Source organism: Corynebacterium sp. Marseille-P4611, from assembly GCF_916618765.1.
Taxonomy (GTDB): Bacteria; Actinomycetota; Actinomycetes; order Mycobacteriales; family Mycobacteriaceae; genus Corynebacterium; species Corynebacterium marquesiae.
This window is the reverse complement of the sequence record NZ_CAKAKD010000001.1, coordinates 252399-269175: the sequence shown is the minus strand read 5'-3', so window position 1 is coordinate 269175 and position 16777 is coordinate 252399. Positions and strand designations below refer to the sequence as shown.

15 protein-coding genes are annotated in these 16777 nt (G+C 60.4%); 13 read left to right on the top strand and 2 right to left on the bottom strand.

Features of this window, described 5'->3' with window-relative positions:
- Nucleotides 1-55: 55 nt before the first annotated feature.
- Genes LG376_RS01295 through LG376_RS01285 form a run of 3 tightly spaced genes read left to right on the top strand, consistent with a single transcriptional unit; the run spans nt 56 to nt 2378 of the window.
- Nucleotides 56-370, top strand: coding sequence for a hypothetical protein (locus tag LG376_RS01295; protein WP_225745951.1), 315 nt, complete (start codon nt 56-58; stop codon nt 368-370).
- Entirely contained in the window at nt 367-2118 is a 1752-nt protein-coding gene (locus LG376_RS01290) for a hypothetical protein (protein WP_225747400.1), read from the top strand. The genes LG376_RS01295 and LG376_RS01290 overlap by 4 nt, the downstream gene beginning before the upstream one ends.
- Nucleotides 2118-2378, top strand: coding sequence for a hypothetical protein (locus LG376_RS01285; protein WP_005322739.1), 261 nt, complete (start codon nt 2118-2120; stop codon nt 2376-2378). The genes LG376_RS01290 and LG376_RS01285 overlap by 1 nt, the downstream gene beginning before the upstream one ends.
- A 3-nt stretch (nt 2379-2381) precedes the next feature.
- On the opposite strand, the gene LG376_RS01280 is transcribed toward LG376_RS01285, so the two are convergent.
- Entirely contained in the window at nt 2382-3215 is an 834-nt protein-coding gene (locus LG376_RS01280; protein WP_225745950.1) for a dienelactone hydrolase family protein, read from the bottom strand.
- Nucleotides 3216-3419: 204 nt separating this feature from the next.
- On the opposite strand from LG376_RS01280, the gene LG376_RS01275 reads away from it, so the two are divergent.
- Nucleotides 3420-6224, top strand: a complete 2805-nt coding sequence (locus LG376_RS01275) for an FAD-binding and (Fe-S)-binding domain-containing protein (protein WP_225745949.1) — start codon at nt 3420-3422, stop codon at nt 6222-6224.
- 95 nt (nt 6225-6319) lie between these two features.
- On the top strand, nt 6320-8191 hold the full coding sequence (gene glmS, locus LG376_RS01270; protein WP_049378900.1) for a glutamine--fructose-6-phosphate transaminase (isomerizing): 1872 nt from the start codon (nt 6320-6322) through the stop codon (nt 8189-8191).
- Nucleotides 8192-8309: 118 nt separating this feature from the next.
- Here glmS and LG376_RS01265 read toward each other — a convergent pair whose 3' ends face one another.
- Complete coding sequence (locus LG376_RS01265; protein ID WP_225747348.1) at nt 8310-9383, bottom strand: IS30 family transposase; 1074 nt, start codon at nt 9381-9383, stop codon at nt 8310-8312.
- 636 nt (nt 9384-10019) lie between these two features.
- On the opposite strand from LG376_RS01265, the gene alr reads away from it, so the two are divergent.
- The 8 genes from alr (at nt 10020) to LG376_RS01225 (ending at nt 16743) form a co-directional block, all read left to right on the top strand.
- Nucleotides 10020-11123, top strand: a complete 1104-nt coding sequence (alr, locus tag LG376_RS01260; protein ID WP_225747347.1) for an alanine racemase — start codon at nt 10020-10022, stop codon at nt 11121-11123.
- Nucleotides 11113-11613 (top strand): tRNA (adenosine(37)-N6)-threonylcarbamoyltransferase complex ATPase subunit type 1 TsaE, encoded by a 501-nt coding sequence (gene tsaE / locus LG376_RS01255; protein ID WP_049378901.1) that lies wholly within the window; start codon nt 11113-11115, stop codon nt 11611-11613. The genes alr and tsaE overlap by 11 nt, the downstream gene beginning before the upstream one ends.
- A gap of 90 nt (nt 11614-11703) precedes the next feature.
- Nucleotides 11704-13293, top strand: coding sequence for an aspartate:alanine exchanger family transporter (locus tag LG376_RS01250; RefSeq protein WP_198492539.1), 1590 nt, complete (start codon nt 11704-11706; stop codon nt 13291-13293).
- A gap of 164 nt (nt 13294-13457) precedes the next feature.
- Entirely contained in the window at nt 13458-13967 is a 510-nt protein-coding gene (locus tag LG376_RS01245; RefSeq protein ID WP_198492540.1) for a hypothetical protein, read from the top strand.
- The gene (tsaB, locus tag LG376_RS01240) at nt 13967-14674 is read left to right on the top strand and encodes a tRNA (adenosine(37)-N6)-threonylcarbamoyltransferase complex dimerization subunit type 1 TsaB (RefSeq protein WP_198492541.1); all 708 of its coding nucleotides are present in this window, start codon (nt 13967-13969) and stop codon (nt 14672-14674) included. The genes LG376_RS01245 and tsaB overlap by 1 nt, the downstream gene beginning before the upstream one ends.
- The gene (rimI, locus tag LG376_RS01235) at nt 14671-15171 is read left to right on the top strand and encodes a ribosomal protein S18-alanine N-acetyltransferase (protein WP_225745948.1); all 501 of its coding nucleotides are present in this window, start codon (nt 14671-14673) and stop codon (nt 15169-15171) included. Before tsaB ends, rimI begins: the two co-directional genes overlap by 4 nt.
- Nucleotides 15172-15180: 9 nt before the next feature.
- A complete protein-coding gene (gene tsaD / locus LG376_RS01230) occupies nt 15181-16224 on the top strand; it encodes a tRNA (adenosine(37)-N6)-threonylcarbamoyltransferase complex transferase subunit TsaD (protein WP_225745947.1) in 1044 nt (347 codons plus the stop codon).
- Between the two features lie 90 nt (nt 16225-16314).
- Nucleotides 16315-16743, top strand: a complete 429-nt coding sequence (locus LG376_RS01225) for a hypothetical protein (protein ID WP_225745946.1) — start codon at nt 16315-16317, stop codon at nt 16741-16743.
- The last annotated feature ends 34 nt before the right edge of the window (nt 16744-16777 follow it).

Below are 16777 nucleotides of genomic sequence, written 5' to 3'. Positions count from 1 at the left end.
CCAGTCCAATGAAGGTGAGAACTTTTACCGCATATGGATTTGGGGGAATACACCAGTGTCTGAGGTTTTTCTTCGCCCCTCGGAGGCGATGTCCGCACTACGGCAGGTCGTGGCCGATAATGACGAACAACGCGATGCCCACCGGGCCGAGGTACCGGATTTTCCGGTGGCCGCGGCTGGACGCAACTTTGGCGGCCACGGTGAGCGCATTCGCAATGTCTTGGCGCGCATCCATGAGCGCGGCGGGCAGAGGTTGGATAATTTATCTGCCACCGCCCATGCCGCCCATGAACAGGTGCGCGCCTTTGCCGATTTTGATGAGTCCTTCGGCAGCTCCTTTGCGCGCGGCGGGGAGGCGGACAGCAAGTGAGTACGCTGACAAAATCCCTGCTGGGGGACTATTCCAACGCGATCTCCCAATTCCAATTCGCATGCTTGGGAAGCTACTCGGGCCCCAGCATGCCCATGAACCTGCTGGGGGAGCTAGTCGGTGCGGTGGACGGTATTGCGCCCGAAAACTTGGTGAAAAATACCGTTGCGGCCGTGGGCGGAAACCGCCCGAAGGGAGGCGGTGCTGGACTAGCGGGCTATTTGCAGCAAGATGATTCCGAGGTTGCTCAGGGCGCCATGCGCGAGCACCTGTGCGGCGTGCAGGAAGACTTCGACATTGACCGCCAAGATGCCGCACATCTCACCAGCTCGGCGGAGCAGTGCTCGGGCGCTATTGCCGACGTCGTCGATGTCTCCGACACTGCCCTTACCGAGCTCATCTCTGCGGTCATCCCATTGCTGAATATCCTGTCCATGGTGGCCACCAAGCACCCGCTGGCCCGGTTTATCATCCCGATTCTTTCCACCATCGGCGGGCGCGTTATCGAAGAGACGAATCACAATATCGCTAGCACCTGCCGCGACCGCGATGATGCGATTGAGTCCTGCTATAACGAGTTTGAATCACGCTGCGAATGCGTCTGTGAGCGTCCGATGCCGGAAGAATGCCCGACGCCGGCTAAACCTGCAGATGGTGCCTGCCCTGCACCGGTAGAACAATGCCCGGACACTCCTATTCCCACTAAGCCGATGCCGAAGGAAGAATGCCCGCCTCCGCCCTCGCAGCCCACCGAGCCGGCTCAAGTGGAGTGCCCACCAGAGCCCACGCCCATGCCGGAGCCTTACTCAAAACAAGAATCGAGCCACACCACTTCCGCGCCGCCACAGCCGACGCCTCCTTCGCCACCACCAGTTCCACCAAGGGAATGCCCCGAACCGGAGCCGGAGCGGACTAGCACACCTACTCCCGAGCCTTCAGCCAAGCCGGAAGTGCACATGGAGACCACTGCAGAACACGGTCTCGGCTGCCATTGCCAAGAGTGCACCGAGCAATCATTTACCGAGCGTCCATCGCAGTCCCAGCGCGAAGTAGAGATCACTAGGCCGGCACAGGCGGAGATCATTCCGCCGCAGGAGCCGCCAGAACAGCCACAGCAAGTAGAAGAACCGTGCCCGGAACCTGAACCTCAGCCAGAGCCGAAACCTAAACCAGACTTGGATACGGAGCCCGCTTCTGAATCGGGCGCAGGCGAGGAAACGCTCTGCCCGGAAAGTACCGAAGAATGTGTGGAAACGACCCAAACCAGCTCAGAAGGCTGTGGAATTGAATCCTCTTGCAGCGGCAGCCTCGGCATGGTGGGGGCCGGAATCGCTTTGGTAGGCGTGGGACTCATTGTGGAAGGCGCCGCGCAGTGCTTGGAGATCATGTCGGAGGCGGATTGCCCAGTGCAGGAACCTGAACCGGACCCCGTTCCTGAGGCGGAGCTTGAGCCAGAACCTGATCCCTGCCCGGAACCTAAACCAGAGCCAGAGCCAGAGCCCAAACCGGAGCCAACTGGTGATGATGGCGTCATGACTCCGCCTCCTGAGCTGTCTCAGGTAGAGGAGCCAACGCCGCCGCCAGAGAAGGCGGCACACCTCCCGGCGTCCGGTCCAGCGGAGGCACCGCCACCAGCCCCAGTTCCTGAACCAGCACCGGCACCGTCACCACAGCCGGCACCGCAGCAGGAGGCGGCGCCCGCTCCAGAAGAACCAACCATTAAGGCACGAAAGGCAGGTCAGTGGTAATGAATAACGACTTCGCAGAATTTGCGCAGGGCTTTCGGGAAAGGACGGCTAAACGCCTGCTGGAATTTGAAAAAACGCTGGCGAAAGCGCAGGACGAGCTAGAAAAGTCCGCGGATAAAGCCATGCAGGAGGCGCGAAGGGAGAAAGGACAGGTGGGGCGTCGGCAAGCGGCGGCGGTGCCAAGGCCCCGATATGGCGCTGCCCCGGCGCGCTCACGGAACGCGTCGGGGCAGGTGCAATCTGTGCTGCGGCGGGGCTAATACTTAGGCGTCGCGGGTGACACCTGCGCGCTCGGCCAAGTCCTCGCCTACGAGGCTTTGGACCTTCTTCGCGCTGGCCTCTGGATCCGCAAAGGCGTCATAGGTGGAATCGCCATTGAGGGTGGCTAGCAAGAATCCGGTGACCAAACCGCGGGCGATTTCGGTGGGGCCGGATTGGAATGCGGCGGTGCCGATGGCCAGCTTGCGCAGGCGATCCTCGGTAAAGCCAGCGTGACTGCCCTTGTCGATGGCGCGGAAGCAGACTGGGCCATTCCAGTTATAGGCTAGCTTGGCGGGGTTGCCGGCATTGAAAATGTCTTCCTGGCCGGCGCCAATGACCAAGCCCGGGGTATTAATGCGGCGGGCCGCCTGCACCGCAGACGGCGCGGTGATGGAAGGGTAAATGGCGGCGACGGCGGCGACCTTCTGGTTATCCAAGGCGCCAAGCACGGCCGTACCACCGCCCATGCCGTGGCCAATCATGCCGAGCTTGCCCGGGGAGACCGTAATATTTCCGGCGCCAAGTTTTACCCCAGCGGCAATCTGCAGCGCGGATTCCATATCCGCGGCCAAGTTGCGGTGGTTGGGGAAGGGGCCGGTCTCGGAATCGGGGGCTACCACGACGATGCCCCAGCTAGCTAGGTGGCGCAGGGTGGCGTGGTAATCCTTAATCTTGTGCATCCAGTCATGGCCAAAGGCCACGGCGGGCAGGCTTTGGCCCTCCGCGGGGGTATAAACCTTGCCGGTGATTCCGGCATAGTCAAGGTCGCCAACCAAAACTCGGTTGCGACCACGCTTCGACAACGTTGCTAGATGTTTATTCAAATTCGCAGACACGCATTCCAGGATAGATGAAGATCACCCGCTAGGCGGGAAAGGGTGCGGGTTTATCTGAGAAATGTCTGCGCAGTATCCAGCCGAGCTACGGGTGTGGTGGAAAAGCTTTCCTAAGCCCCTCCTAACTTGCGCGCCTGTGCGCAGGGGAGTGCAATGTGTGGGCAACTACATACTCTATTTTTCTGGGAAGGCGGGCTGCGGTACATGACTACCGGTGTCGTTGATGTGGAAGAACTTTCTAACCGCTACGGGATGGAGGTAAAAACCGAGGTTATTGACCGCGTGGCGCATGCCTCCGATGCCTCGCACTACCTGTACACCCCCAAGGCAGTCATCGAGGCTCGCTCCGCCGAGCACGTGGCCGCCATCTTCCGTGCGGGCCGACAGCAGAATGTTCCGGTAACCCTGCGCTCTGGCGGCACGTCCCTTGCCGGCCAGGCCTCTGGCGATGGTTACCTGGTGGACGTGCGCAAGCACTTCCGCGGCATCGAGGTGCTGGATGAGGGCAAGCGCGTGCGCGTCCAGCCTGGTGCGACGGTGCGCCAGGTTAATGCTCGGTTGGGCCTGCGCAACCGCAAGCTCGGCCCGGATCCGGCGAGTGAGTCTGCCTGCACCATTGGCGGCGTGGTGGCCAATAACTCTTCCGGCATGGCCTGCGGCACTGAGCTCAATACGTATAACACCCTGGAATCGCTGACCTTCGTGCTGCCCACCGGCACCGTGATTAACACCGCCGATCCGGACGCCGACCGGCAGTTCCAAGCGCAGGAGCCGGAGCTGGTGGACACGCTTATCCGCCTGCAGCGCCGCGTGCGCGATAATCAAGAGTCCGTGGATATTATCCGCCGCCACTTCCAGCTGAAAAACACGATGGGCTATGGCCTCAATTCCTTCTTGGACTTTGATAGCCCGGTCAAACTTTTTGAGCACCTGCTTATCGGCTCGGAGGGCACCCTGGCCTTTATTGCGGAAGCGGTTTTCCGCACCGTGCCGATTTCTAAGCTGACCACCACCACGGTGGCGGTATTTGATGACCTCACCGCTGCCACCAAGTCCCTGCCGGCTCTGCTGGATACCGGGGCGGCCACCTTGGAGCTAATGGACTCCGCCTCTATTCGCGTGGGCCAAGGCTTTGACAAGGTTCCGCAGGCCATCACCGGTTTCGATGTGGACAAGCAGGCCGCACTGCTCATCGAATACCATGCGGATGCAGAAGAGGAGTTGCGCGATAAGGAGGGCAAGGGCTCGCAGCTCTTGCGCGAGCTGCCATTGCAGTCCCCGGCCGCTTTCTCTGCAGACACCGCCGCTCGCAATGCCGCGTGGAACTTCCGCAAGGGTCTCTACGCCCAAGTAGCAGAGGCACGCCCGTCCGGTACGACGGCCCTTTTGGAAGACATCGTAGTACCCGTCGGCGATCTGGCTGATACCTGTTCCTCGCTGCAGGAACTATTTACCCGTTATGGCTATGACGATGCCGTTATCTTCGGCCACGCCAAGGACGGCAATATCCACTTCTTGCTTACGGACCGCTTTGAAGGCGATGACGCCATTGGTCGGTACAACGACTTCAACGAGGGCATGGTGGATTTGGTCCTCTCCGCCGAGGGCAACCTCAAGGCCGAGCACGGCACCGGCCGCGCCATGGCGCCGTATGTGCGCCGCCAGTACGGCGACGAACTCTACGCGGTCATGCAAGAACTCAAGCGGGCCTGCGATCCCACCAACACGATGAATCCAGGCGTTATCTTGGACGATGACCCAGACGCGCACATCAAAAACATCAAGCTCAACCCCACCGTGGAAGAGGAAGTGGACCGCTGCGTGGAGTGCGGCTACTGCGAGCCGGTTTGCCCGTCGCGCGATCTCACGCTGACCCCACGCCAACGCATTGTGGTGCGCCGCGCCCGCAAGCGCGCGGAAGAAGCCGGCGATAGCCAGCTCGTAGCCGAGCTGGATGAGGCCTATGAATACATGGGTATCGAGACCTGCGCGGTAGATTCCATGTGCCGCACTGCCTGCCCGGTAGGTATCGATACCGGTAAGTTCATCAAGCGCCTGCGCCGCGAGGAGGCCCAGCCGGCGCAGCAAAAGCTGTGGGGCGCTGCCGCCAAGAATTGGCAGGTGGTTAGCCAAGGTGCCGGGCTGGCGCTGACCGGTGCGCACCTGCTGCCTACCGAGCTGGTCAAGAAGGTCACCGACGTGGGCCGCAGTCTCATTGGCACCGATAACCTGCCGCAGTACCAGCCGGAGCTGGGCAAGGGTGGCAAGTCCCGTGGCCGCTTGGCCGGGCGCGTGGGTGATCGCTACGCGCAGACCACCGGTATTTATCTGCCTGCCTGCGTGAACACCATGTTTGGCCCGCAGGGCGGTGGCAAGGGCACTACCGATTCCTTCGTGGCTCTCTTGGAGCGCGCCGGGGTAGCGCTGGAGGTTCCGGAGGGCATCGACAAGCTCTGCTGTGGCACCCCATGGGCTTCTAAGGGCATGCAGGCCGGCCACGATGCAATGGAACAGCGCGTGCGCGATATCGTCATGGAGGCCACCGATGGTGCGCGCCTGCCGGTCATCGTGGATGCCAGCAGCTGCACTGCCGGTTTTAAGGACATGCTGGAGTCGGTGGGCATTACCGTCATCGACGCCATTAGCTTTACAGCCGATACCCTCCTGCCGCAGCTGGCGGTCAACAATCCGGCGGCCTCCGTGACCGTGCACCCCACCTGCTCTGCCTTCCAGCTGGGCATGATGGAAGACATGGAGAAGGTAGCCCGCGCTGCCGCGGCCGAGGTACACATTCCAACTGACTGGAATTGCTGTGGCTATGCCGGCGACCGCGGCATGTTGCATCCGGAGCTAACCGACGCCGCAACGCGCGCCGAAGCAGCGCAAGTCAAGGAGATCGGGGCGCAGTATCATGCCTCGACCAACCGCACCTGCGAGCTTGGCCTGACCCGCGCTACCGGCGAGGATTATCACCACATTCTGGAGCTTTTGGAGCAGGCGACGCGCTAGTTTTCCCAGCGCACTAGCGGGTGGGGTGTTAGGCCTTACTTGCCGACGCCCCGCCCGCCTAGAGGTTTGCCCCTCGTGCTGTAAAATCAGCAACCATGTGTGGAATTGTTGGATATATTGGTCACGCTGGTGGTGACCGTGATTACTTCGCCCTCGACGTAGTTCTGGAAGGGCTGCGCCGTTTGGAATACCGCGGCTATGACTCCGCTGGCGTAGCAATGTACGCCGACGGGGACATCAGCTGGCGCAAGAAGGCCGGTAAGGTCGCTGCGCTGGATGCTGAGATTGAGGCCCGCCCGTTGCCAGACTCCGTGCTGGGCATTGGCCATACCCGCTGGGCTACCCATGGTGGCCCTACCGATCTGAATGCGCACCCGCACGTGGTCGATGGTGGCAAGCTGGCCGTGGTGCACAACGGCATCATTGAGAACTTTGCCGAGCTTAAGTCCGAGCTTTTGAATAAGGGCTACAATTTCGTTTCCGAGACCGACACTGAGGTTGCCGCTACGTTGCTGGGCGATGTCTTCCACAACGAGACCGCTGGTGACCTGACCAAGGCCATGCAGCTGACCTGTTCTCGCCTGGAGGGCGCATTCACCCTGCTGGCCATCCACGCCGAGCAGGCCGATCGCATCGTTGCCGCTCGCCGTGACTCGCCGTTGGTTATCGGCCTAGGCGAGGGCGAAAACTTCCTCGGCTCCGATGTATCCGGCTTCATTGACTACACCAAGTCCGCCGTGGAGATGGATAACGACCAGGTCGTGACCATCACCGCCGACGAGGTAGAAATCACCGATTATGAGGGCAACCCTGCACAGGGCAAGCCATTTGAAATCAAGTGGGATGCCGCCGCCGCGGAAAAGGGCGGCTTTGATTCCTTCATGGAAAAGGAAATCCACGATCAGCCCGCCGCTGTGCGCGATACCCTCCTCGGCCGCTTCGATGAACAAGGCCAGCTGGCTCTCGATGATCTGCGAATCGATGAGACCGTTTTGAAGTCCATCGACAAGATCATCGTCATTGCCTGCGGTACCGCCGCTTATGCCGGCCACGTGGCACGCTACGCTATCGAGCACTGGTGTCGCATTCCTACCGAGGTTGAGCTCGCCCACGAGTTCCGCTACCGCGATCCGATTGTGAACGAGAAGACCCTCGTTGTTGCACTGTCCCAGTCCGGCGAGACCATGGATACCTTGATGGCCGTGCGCCACGCCCGCCAGCAGGGCGCTAAGGTTATTGCCATCTGCAATACCCAGGGCTCGTCCATCCCGCGCGAATCCGATGCCGCGCTCTACACCCACGCCGGTCCGGAAATCGCCGTGGCCTCCACCAAGGCCTTCCTGGCGCAGATTACCGCCACCTACCTGCTCGGCCTCTACCTGGCCCAGCTGCGCGGCAACATGTTCGCCGATGAAATCCAGAGCGTTCTTGCTGAGCTGCGTCACATGCCGGACAAGGTCCAAAACGTCATCGACGAAGAGGACCAGGTGGCCAACCTGGCCAACTCCATGAAGGATGCGGAATCCGTGCTCTTCTTGGGCCGCCACGTCGGCTTCCCTGTAGCGCTTGAGGGTGCGCTGAAGCTCAAGGAGATCGCCTACCTGCACGCCGAGGGCTTTGCCGCCGGCGAGCTCAAGCACGGCCCGATTGCGCTGATTGAAGAAGGCCAGCCGGTCTTCGTCATCGTGCCGTCCCCGCGCGGCCGCGACTCCCTGCACTCCAAGGTCGTCTCCAATATCCAGGAGATCCGCGCCCGCGGTGCCATCACCATCGTGATTGCGGAAGAAGGCGATACCGCCGTGGAGGATTACGCTAACCACGTCATCCGCATCCCGAAGGCGCCGACCCTCATGCAGCCGCTGCTGGCCACCGTGCCGCTGCAGATCTTTGCCGCCCATGTAGCAAAGTCCAAGGGCTACGACGTGGATCAGCCGCGTAACCTGGCCAAGTCCGTGACCGTGGAGTAATCCACGCCGAACGGTACTAGCTAAGCTCCCCTTACTTACCGCGTTTCTTGCATGGGAGGTAAGGGGGCTTTTCTGCTGCGCACAGATCGGCGGATTCTAGTGGTCGTGGAAACACTTCTTATGTTTCGGTTGAGTTTATCAGTGCGGCCATTTTCTCGGCTGGTGTTTGAAAGCCCAGGGTTTTGCGGGGGCGGCGGTTGAGTTGCATGGCGACGAATTCTAGGTCCGCTGCACTATGGACGCTTAGGTCTGTTCCTTTAGGGAAGTACTGCCTTAGTAGTCCATTGGTGTTTTCATTGGTGCCTCGCTGCCACGGCGAACCAGGATCGCAGAAGAACACGGGACACTTTGTAGCTACAGAAAAGGCCTTATGGCAGGCCATTTCACTTCCCTGATCCCAGGTAAGTGATCCTTTGAGATGATCTGGCAAGGTAGCAATCGCTTTAGTAAGTGCTTTATTTACTTCGGTAGCACTATGCCCATTAGGTAAATGCAGCAAGATGACATAGCGCGTGGTTCGCTCTACTAGCGTGCCAATTGCAGACTTATTACCCGCGCCTAAAATGAGGTCGCCTTCCCAATGACCTGGTACTGCTCGGTCGTCTACTTCTGCTGGCCGGTCGGAAATCATCACCATAGGGTCAACAAACCGCCTGCGGGCACTGCGCGTGCCACGAGGTCGACGTTGGGCGTGACCGCGACGCAGTGCAGCAGCGACTTCCTTTTTCAACTCACCTTTAGCCTGGAAATACAAAGACTGATAAATAGTTTCAGGACACACGTACATAGTCTCATCACCGGGGTAGCAGCTGCGCAACCTCCCAGAAATCTGCTCCGGCGAGTACCTATCTTTCACCATCGCCCAGACCACGGTGCGCAAACGTGGATTGGCATCAATCTTGCGCTTTTTCGGTCTAAACCTACGCAACACCGATTTACGGTGCGCATGCGTGGGAAGATACACCCCAAATTCATCCCGGTTGCGTTTAAGCTCCTTGCTGATAGTGCCAGCAGAGCGCTGAAGACGCCGAGCTATCTCACGTACACCTTTGCCTTGCCGGTCAAGGTCAAAGATGAGCTCGCGTTCTTCTACCGATAAGTAGCGCGAAGAAATACGCCTATCGATACGCTGTTGCGGAATAACCTGGACTGGAACTGCTTGGCGACCATCAACGTACTCAATTACCTGCATAAGCCTGTTATACAGCGCCACATCTGGGCCAGCCGGGACAAAAGGCACACGCCCAGTGGAAAGCTTAATGACACCTTTGTCTATATCAGCAGCATTACGCGGATGAATGCCACAGGCTAAAGCGGCATCTTTGCGGCCTAAAGCATTCGCGCGCAATTGCAGATAACTACACCGGTCAGTTGTGGCCGCAGCTTTTCGGCCATGCGGATTGCGCTTCCACAAACCAAGCTCAATACCGATGCGGTACACCGGAGAAGAGCCTATAGAAAGCTGGCGCGCAATATCCATCGGTGCCACACCTTCCAGCCACAGGCGAGCTATTTCCTCACAGTCATCCGAGCTAGTAGTCCTGCGGCGCTTGCGCGGCAAGTCCAACTCACCAGCAAGCCGATAAGCCACCGACCGCGCTAAACCAACCACCCCAGCAGCCGCCCGTATTGAACTACCAGCCCGAACCAACGACGCAAACCGCGCCACAACAGCAGAATCCGGAACCCATTTCGACTCCACACAATCACCTAACCCATGTCAGGTGTTTCCACGACCACTAGAAATCAAGGATCTTCCCGGGCACGATGCTGGTGCACGGGCCATACCCTACCCGAATTCAGCACAAGGGTGAGCAGTGGCACAATGGTGGGCATGCTGAAAACCACGATTGATCTCTCCGCTATTGCGCACAACGTCCGCCTCATCAAGGAAAAGGTGGGGCCTGAGGTCAAGCTGATGTGCGTGGTCAAGGCCGATGCCTATGGGCATGGCGCGGCCAAGGTTGTGCCGGTGATGGCGTGCGCCGGCGCGGATTGCTTTGGCGTGGCCACCCTGCGGGAGGCCGTGGACCTGCGCCGCGCGGGCGTGGATGCGCCCATCGTGGCGTGGATTTGGCAAACAGATGAAATCCTCGAAGAAGCCTTGGCCAATGGAATCGAGGTGGCGGTCAACTCCCTTGAGCAGGCGCATAAGCTGGTCAAGGCCGATTTTCCTGCTGAGGTATACGTCAAGGTGGAAACCGGCATGCACCGCTCCGGTGTGGATGAAGAGGATTGGGCAGAGACCTTTAAGGTGCTGCGCGATGCCCCACACATCAAAGTGCTCGGCCTCATGTCTCACTTTGCGTGTGCCGATGAGCCTGATAATCCGCACAATGATGCCCAAGAGGAGGCGTTTCGCGCGGCCCTGCGGCTCGCGCGCGAGATTGGCCTGGAGTGCCCAGTCAATCACCTGGCCAATTCGCCTGCCGTGCTGACGCGCCCTTCCTCCTATTTTGAGCAGGTGCGCGTAGGCGCCGCCTGCTATGGCTTGGAGCCCATCGAAGGGCGTGAGCACGGCCTGCGCCCCGCCATGACCTGGTCCGGACAGATTTTTAACGTCAAGCCCATTAAACCGGGGGAGGGCACGTGCTATGGATTGACCTGGAAGGCGGATAAGCCGGGATTTTTGGCCACAGTGGATTGTGGTTATGCCGATGGCCTGCCGCGTGGCTACCAGGGCGACCTGCACGTAGGCATTGGTGGGCACCTCTACCCCCAAGTAGGCCGTATCTGCATGGACCAGATTGTGGTGGACTTGGGCGAAAACCCCCATGGTGTGGACACGGGGCAAGAAGCCGTGATCTTTGGCAACGGGGGAGTATCGGCCACGGATCTCGCCGCGGCGGCAGGAACCATTAACTATGAGGTAGTGTGCCTGCCCGATGGCCGCACCGAACGCGAATATATAGGAGAAGATGATGCGCAGTAGCTTTCCGGAATCCGGCAGCCGCGACCTATCCACGGTGGAAGAAACCTACGCATTCGGGGAAGAACTGGGTGCAGCGCTTGAAGCCGGCGATGTAGTGATCCTGGATGGGCCGTTGGGGGCTGGAAAGACGACGCTCACGCAGGGCGTTGCCAAGGGCATGCAGGTTAAAGGTCGCGTTACCTCGCCGACCTTTGTGATCGCCCGCGTGCACCGCTCCACTGTGGGTGGGCCAGACCTGGTGCATGTGGATGCCTACCGCCTGCTCGATGAAGGCGGCGCTAATTCCGGAGACCCGCTAGGGGAGCTCGACGCCCTCGACCTGGACACGGAGCTTGAAGACGCCGTGGTTATTGCCGAATGGGGTGGGGGACTAGTAGAGCAGATTGCGGAGCGCTACCTATTTATCAGCATTGACCGCGAGCCAGCAGACTATGCCGGCGCAGATGAGGATGTTCGCCGCTTCACATGGTCCTGGCAAGGTGTTGCCTAGCACATATCTTAGCCTCAGGGGGGATAAAGTGATCATTATCACTGGGTGGTTAACTTGATCCGGGTATAACCACTACGTAATTCTATTAAGGTGTTGAATTTTCTCGCCTCAAGTCCTTTGCTATCTCTCTTCGTCATCATGGCGGTGGGTCTAGCGATTGGCAAGATCAAGATCTTCGGCATCTCCCTCGGTGCCGCGGCTGCAATGTTTGTGGCGCTGGGTCTATCTACTGCCAATCCGGATATCCAAATTCCGCCGCTGGTCTATCAATTTGGCCTGGCGATCTTCGTTTATGCCATTGGCCTTAGCTTCGGGCCTTCCTTTGTCCGCGAGTTCAAAACCCGCGGTTGGAAGCTCACCGTCTTTATGCTGGGCATGCTGGTTATTTTGGTCGCGGTCGGCTATGGCCTTATCCGCGCCTTTGACCTGAGCGCGCCAGAAGCTACCGGTATGTTTGCCGGTTCGCTTTCCTCCACGCCGGGTATGGCCGCTGTGGTGGAAATGGTGGGCGATTCCACCCCGGTTGTCGGTTACTCCTTGGCTTATCCGGGCGCGGTGATAGGCGCGATTCTCGTTGCCGCCATTGGCGCTAAGGTGCTCAAGGTCAACCATGAGGAAGATGCCCGCGCAGAGGGCATGATTCCCGCCGAGCTTGTGGCCAAGGGCGTGCGTTTGACCAAGAACTTTAATGACACCGCTGGCCATATCTACCGCGTTACCGGCCAGACTGTCGTTGCTACTCGTATTATTTCTGACGAAGAGCGCCACCGCCTGGCTGTTCCGGAAATGCCGTTGTGCGAGGGCGAGGCTTATCTGCTTAACGGCTCTGAAGAGGCCGTCGATAAGGCTATTGAGATTTTGGGTGAAGAATACCCGGTGGAGCTGACGGAGGAAGCCGGTTTGAAGTACGCCCGTATTACCGTGTCCAACCCGGATATTGCCGGTAAGTCCGTCCGCGAGATCAAGGCTCTTGATCACGGCTTTATCATCGCTCGTGTCCGCAAGGGTGATAATGACATTGTTCCGCACCCGGATACGGTGCTTAACTACTCGGACCGTGTTCGCGTAGTAACCAGCCCGAGCCGCCTGCCGTACGTGCGCAAGTACCTCGGTGACTCTGAGGCCGCTTTGGGCAACGCGGACCTGCTGTCCATGGCCATCGGCCTGTCGCTGGGTATGTTGCTCGGCCTCATTCCGATTCCGATGCCGGGCGGTTCCACCTTGCAGCTGGGCTTTGGTGGCGGCCCCGTGGTTGTCGGTCTGCTGCTGGGCTACCTCAACCGGACAGGTCCGCTTAACTGGCAGATGCCATTTCACACGCGCGAAACCATTTCTAATATGGGACTGACCCTCTTCCTCGCTGGCGTGGGCACCTCGGCCGGCGCCTCTTTCCGCGATGCCCTGACGGATCCATCCTCCCTGACCATCATGGGCGTGGGCCTTATCATTACGCTGGTCTCCGCCATCCTGATCGGCGTCATCGGCATGCTGGTCCTGAAGCTGAAGTGGGACGAGGCCATGGGCTGTGCGGCCGGCATGACCACCAACCCTGCAGTCTTTGCCTATATTCGTGATCAAACCGGCACCGAGCTGGCCGGCCGCGGATGGGCCACGGTCTATCCCACCACAATTATCGGCAAGATCATTGCCTCGCAGGTGCTGCTCCTGCTGTTGCTATAGCGGCAATATGTCGCGTTAATTACTCACCCACAGGGTCGCCCGCCTACACTGGCAGGCACTACCCTGTGGGTTTTGTGTTGCGGTTAACCAGGTAGCATCGATTGCCAGAATTACCGCCGCCCGCCTGAAACTTAAACATCTTTTCAAGGAGCCATACTCACCCCATGACTAAATTCGCTCGCAACCTCACCGCCGCCATCATCGCCATCTTTATCGTTGTCATGATGGTTCTTCTTGCCTCCGCCACCCTGCGCGAGGATGACCACTTGGAGGGAAACCTCGCCTCCACGCTGGACAAGGCACCAAATAACTTGGAGTTTATGACCCTCATGCCCACCGATGTTTATGGTGAGGAATACCCCGCCATCGGTTTCATCTGCCCGGGCATGCGCGAGGACAAGGTCAAGGAAGCACAGATCGACACCGAGAACATCACCTTTGAAGATGGTGCGGTGCCTGAAGGCAAGAGCTACGCAGTAGCTATTTCCCAGAGCGCTAAGCCCTTCATCGAAGAGCTGGATCCGGAAAAGGTCGAGGTGTGCGAGATGATTGACATGCAGGTCAAGGCCATGGAGCAGCAGGGCCAGAGCCTTGATGGCGGCGTGCCCATGATCCAGGGCACCCAGCCGCTGGGCTTCCAGCGCGAGGATGGCACCTGGAAGATGGTCGCCTAATGCGCGTCCTCGCGATCGATACGGCTACCACCGCCCTGGTTACCGGGGTAGTGGATACCGCAACTGGGCAGAGCACCGAGCGCGTGTTGGAGGATACCCGCGCGCATAATGAGCTGCTCATTCCTACCATCACTGAGGTCCTCGCAGAGGCAGGCATGGAGTATTCCGACCTCGAAGCGGTGGTCACCGGCGTGGGCCCGGGTCCATTTACCGGGTTGCGCGTGGGTATGGCGACTGCCTCCGCGCTTGCCGACGCCCTTTCTATCCCCCTCCACGGCATCTGCACGCACGATGCCATCGCGGCCGCCGCCGAGCTACACCTAGATCCTGCCGCCGCGGCCGACGAGGCGACCGCCTTGGTGGCCACCGACGCCCGCCGCAAAGAGATCTACTGGGCCACTTACCGCGCCACCGACTCCGGTGTGCAGCGCATTTCTGGCCCCGCGGTGACGAAACCGGCCGAACTCAAGGTGGAACTTGCCTCCACCGCGCAGGTCATTATTCCTGATCGCCTTGCTGAGCAGCTCCCCGAGAAGCTCGCCGCCCTGCCGCACCGCGCGGCCCATCCAACCGCAGCGGCCCTCGTTGCCACGGCCGACCTAGAGGCAGAACCGGCTCCCGTCGTGCCGCTGTACCTACGCCGCCCAGATGCGGTCCCGCCAAAGCAGCAGCAGCTTTCTGCAGCCATCCCCAAGGTCGAACTGTGAAGCTCCGCGAGCTAACCCCGGCCGATGCACCTCGGTGCGCCGCGCTGGAAGAGGTCCTTTTCCCCGGAGAGACACCCTGGTCCAGCCGGATTTTCCGGGAAGAAATGGCCCAGCCCTTCAACTTCTATTTCGGGGTGGAAGGTGCGATCGAGGAACCGGAACCCTTGGAACTCCTAGGCTATGCGGGCATCGGCATGATGGGGCCGGCCGCGGACCCGGAGTTTGAAATCCACACCATCGGCGTCGATCCCGCCGCGCAGCGCCGCGGCATCGCGCGGATGATGATGGACAATATCTGCCATATCGCGGATCTCAAGGATGCCCCGGTCTTCCTCGAGGTTCGTGTGGGCAACGATCCCGCCATTGGCCTGTATGAGCGCTACGGCTTTGCCAAGCAGGGGATTCGCAAGAACTATTACCAACCCTCCGGGGCGGATGCGCACGTGATGGTGCGCCCGCGCCAGTCCGAGCGCCCAGAAGATAGCCAAGAAGATTAAGGAGCAGTCATGAAGATCATGGGCATCGAGTCCTCCTGCGATGAAACCGGAGTGGGTATCGTCGAGCTGCGCGAGGACGGCCGCATGGACATCATCGCTAACGCCGTTGCTTCCTCCATGGAGCAGCATGCGCGTTTCGGTGGCGTCGTCCCGGAAATCGCCTCCCGCGCACACCTTGAGGCCATGCCGCAGGTCATGCAGGCGGCGTTGAATGAGGCGGGCATCGAAAAGCCGGATGCCATCGCCGCTACCGTGGGGCCGGGCCTGGCCGGTGCCTTGCTGGTGGGAGCCTCGGCCGCCAAGGCCTATGCCGCGGCTTGGGGCGTGCCCTTCTACGGCGTTAACCACCTGGGCGGCCATGTTGCCGTGGCCAACCTGGAAGGCGAAGAGCTGCCGCACTCGGTGGCCCTTCTGGTCTCGGGCGGGCATACGCAGCTGTTGGAAGTAGAGGCCGTCGGCAAGCCCATGCGCGAGTTGGGCTCTACGCTTGACGACGCCGCAGGTGAAGCCTACGACAAAGTCTCCCGCCTCCTCGGGCTGGGCTACCCGGGCGGCCCGGTGATTGATAAGCTCGCCGCCCGCGGCGAAGCTACCATCGATTTCCCGCGTGGCATGTCCCGTGCCGAGGATCTGCGCGGTCCGCACCGCCACGATTTTTCCTTCTCTGGGCTCAAGACCTCCGTGGCCCGCTACGTGGAGCGCGCCGAAAAGGCAGGGGAGACCATCAGCGTGGAAGATGTCTGCGCCAGCTTCCAGGAAGCCGTGGCCGATGTCCTGACCGCCAAGGCCGTGCGTGCCTGCGAGGACACCGGTGCCCGCGTGTTGCTGCTGGGAGGCGGCGTGGCCGCTAATTCCCGCCTGCGCGAGCTGGCCGCCGAGCGCTGCGCCGCGGCCGGGGTGGAGCTGCGTGTGCCACGCTTTTCCCTGTGCACCGATAACGGCGTGATGATCGCGGCCATCGGTGCGCAGCTCATCCACGAAGGTGCCCAGCCCTCTGGTCTCGGCGTAGGCACCGATACCCAGATGGACGTGGAAGAGCCGCAGTTAACCTAAAGTTCTTGTCGCTCGCGCTGCAGGTGGGGCGCGGGGCCGGTACTCTAAAGGCGTTCATGCCCTCTTGGCTTTCTGAAGGAGCTTTCTCTCATGACCGTCGGTTTCCTTGTCAACCCTGATCTCACCCGCCGCAAGCTCGAGTTCGAGCTGGAGGATGCCAACCAGTTCCTGGGCGGCACCACCGAGGATCGCGTCTCCGTTGTTTTCCAAGAAGATGGCACCACCTACGCCGCGCTCTACAACCCCGAAGCCAAGGCCGAGGGCGCCGAGCCTAACCCGGTAGCCTCCCTGGCGCGCAACGCGGCCGCCACCGGCAACGCCGCCTTCCTGCAGGACCCCATCCGCTCCATCTGCGGCCCGGTCATTTTCGTCGACGCCGAGGGTGAAGATACCACCATCGATGCCGTTATCGAGTCTGTGGAACAGGGTATTCGCGCCGTCAAGAACTACCGCGAAGATAACCCGGAGGAATACACCCTCTGGCGTGCGGCCGTTATCAACTCCGATAAGAGCCTCTAAATCCCAGCCCCTCACAGCTAGGGTTCAAGCGCCT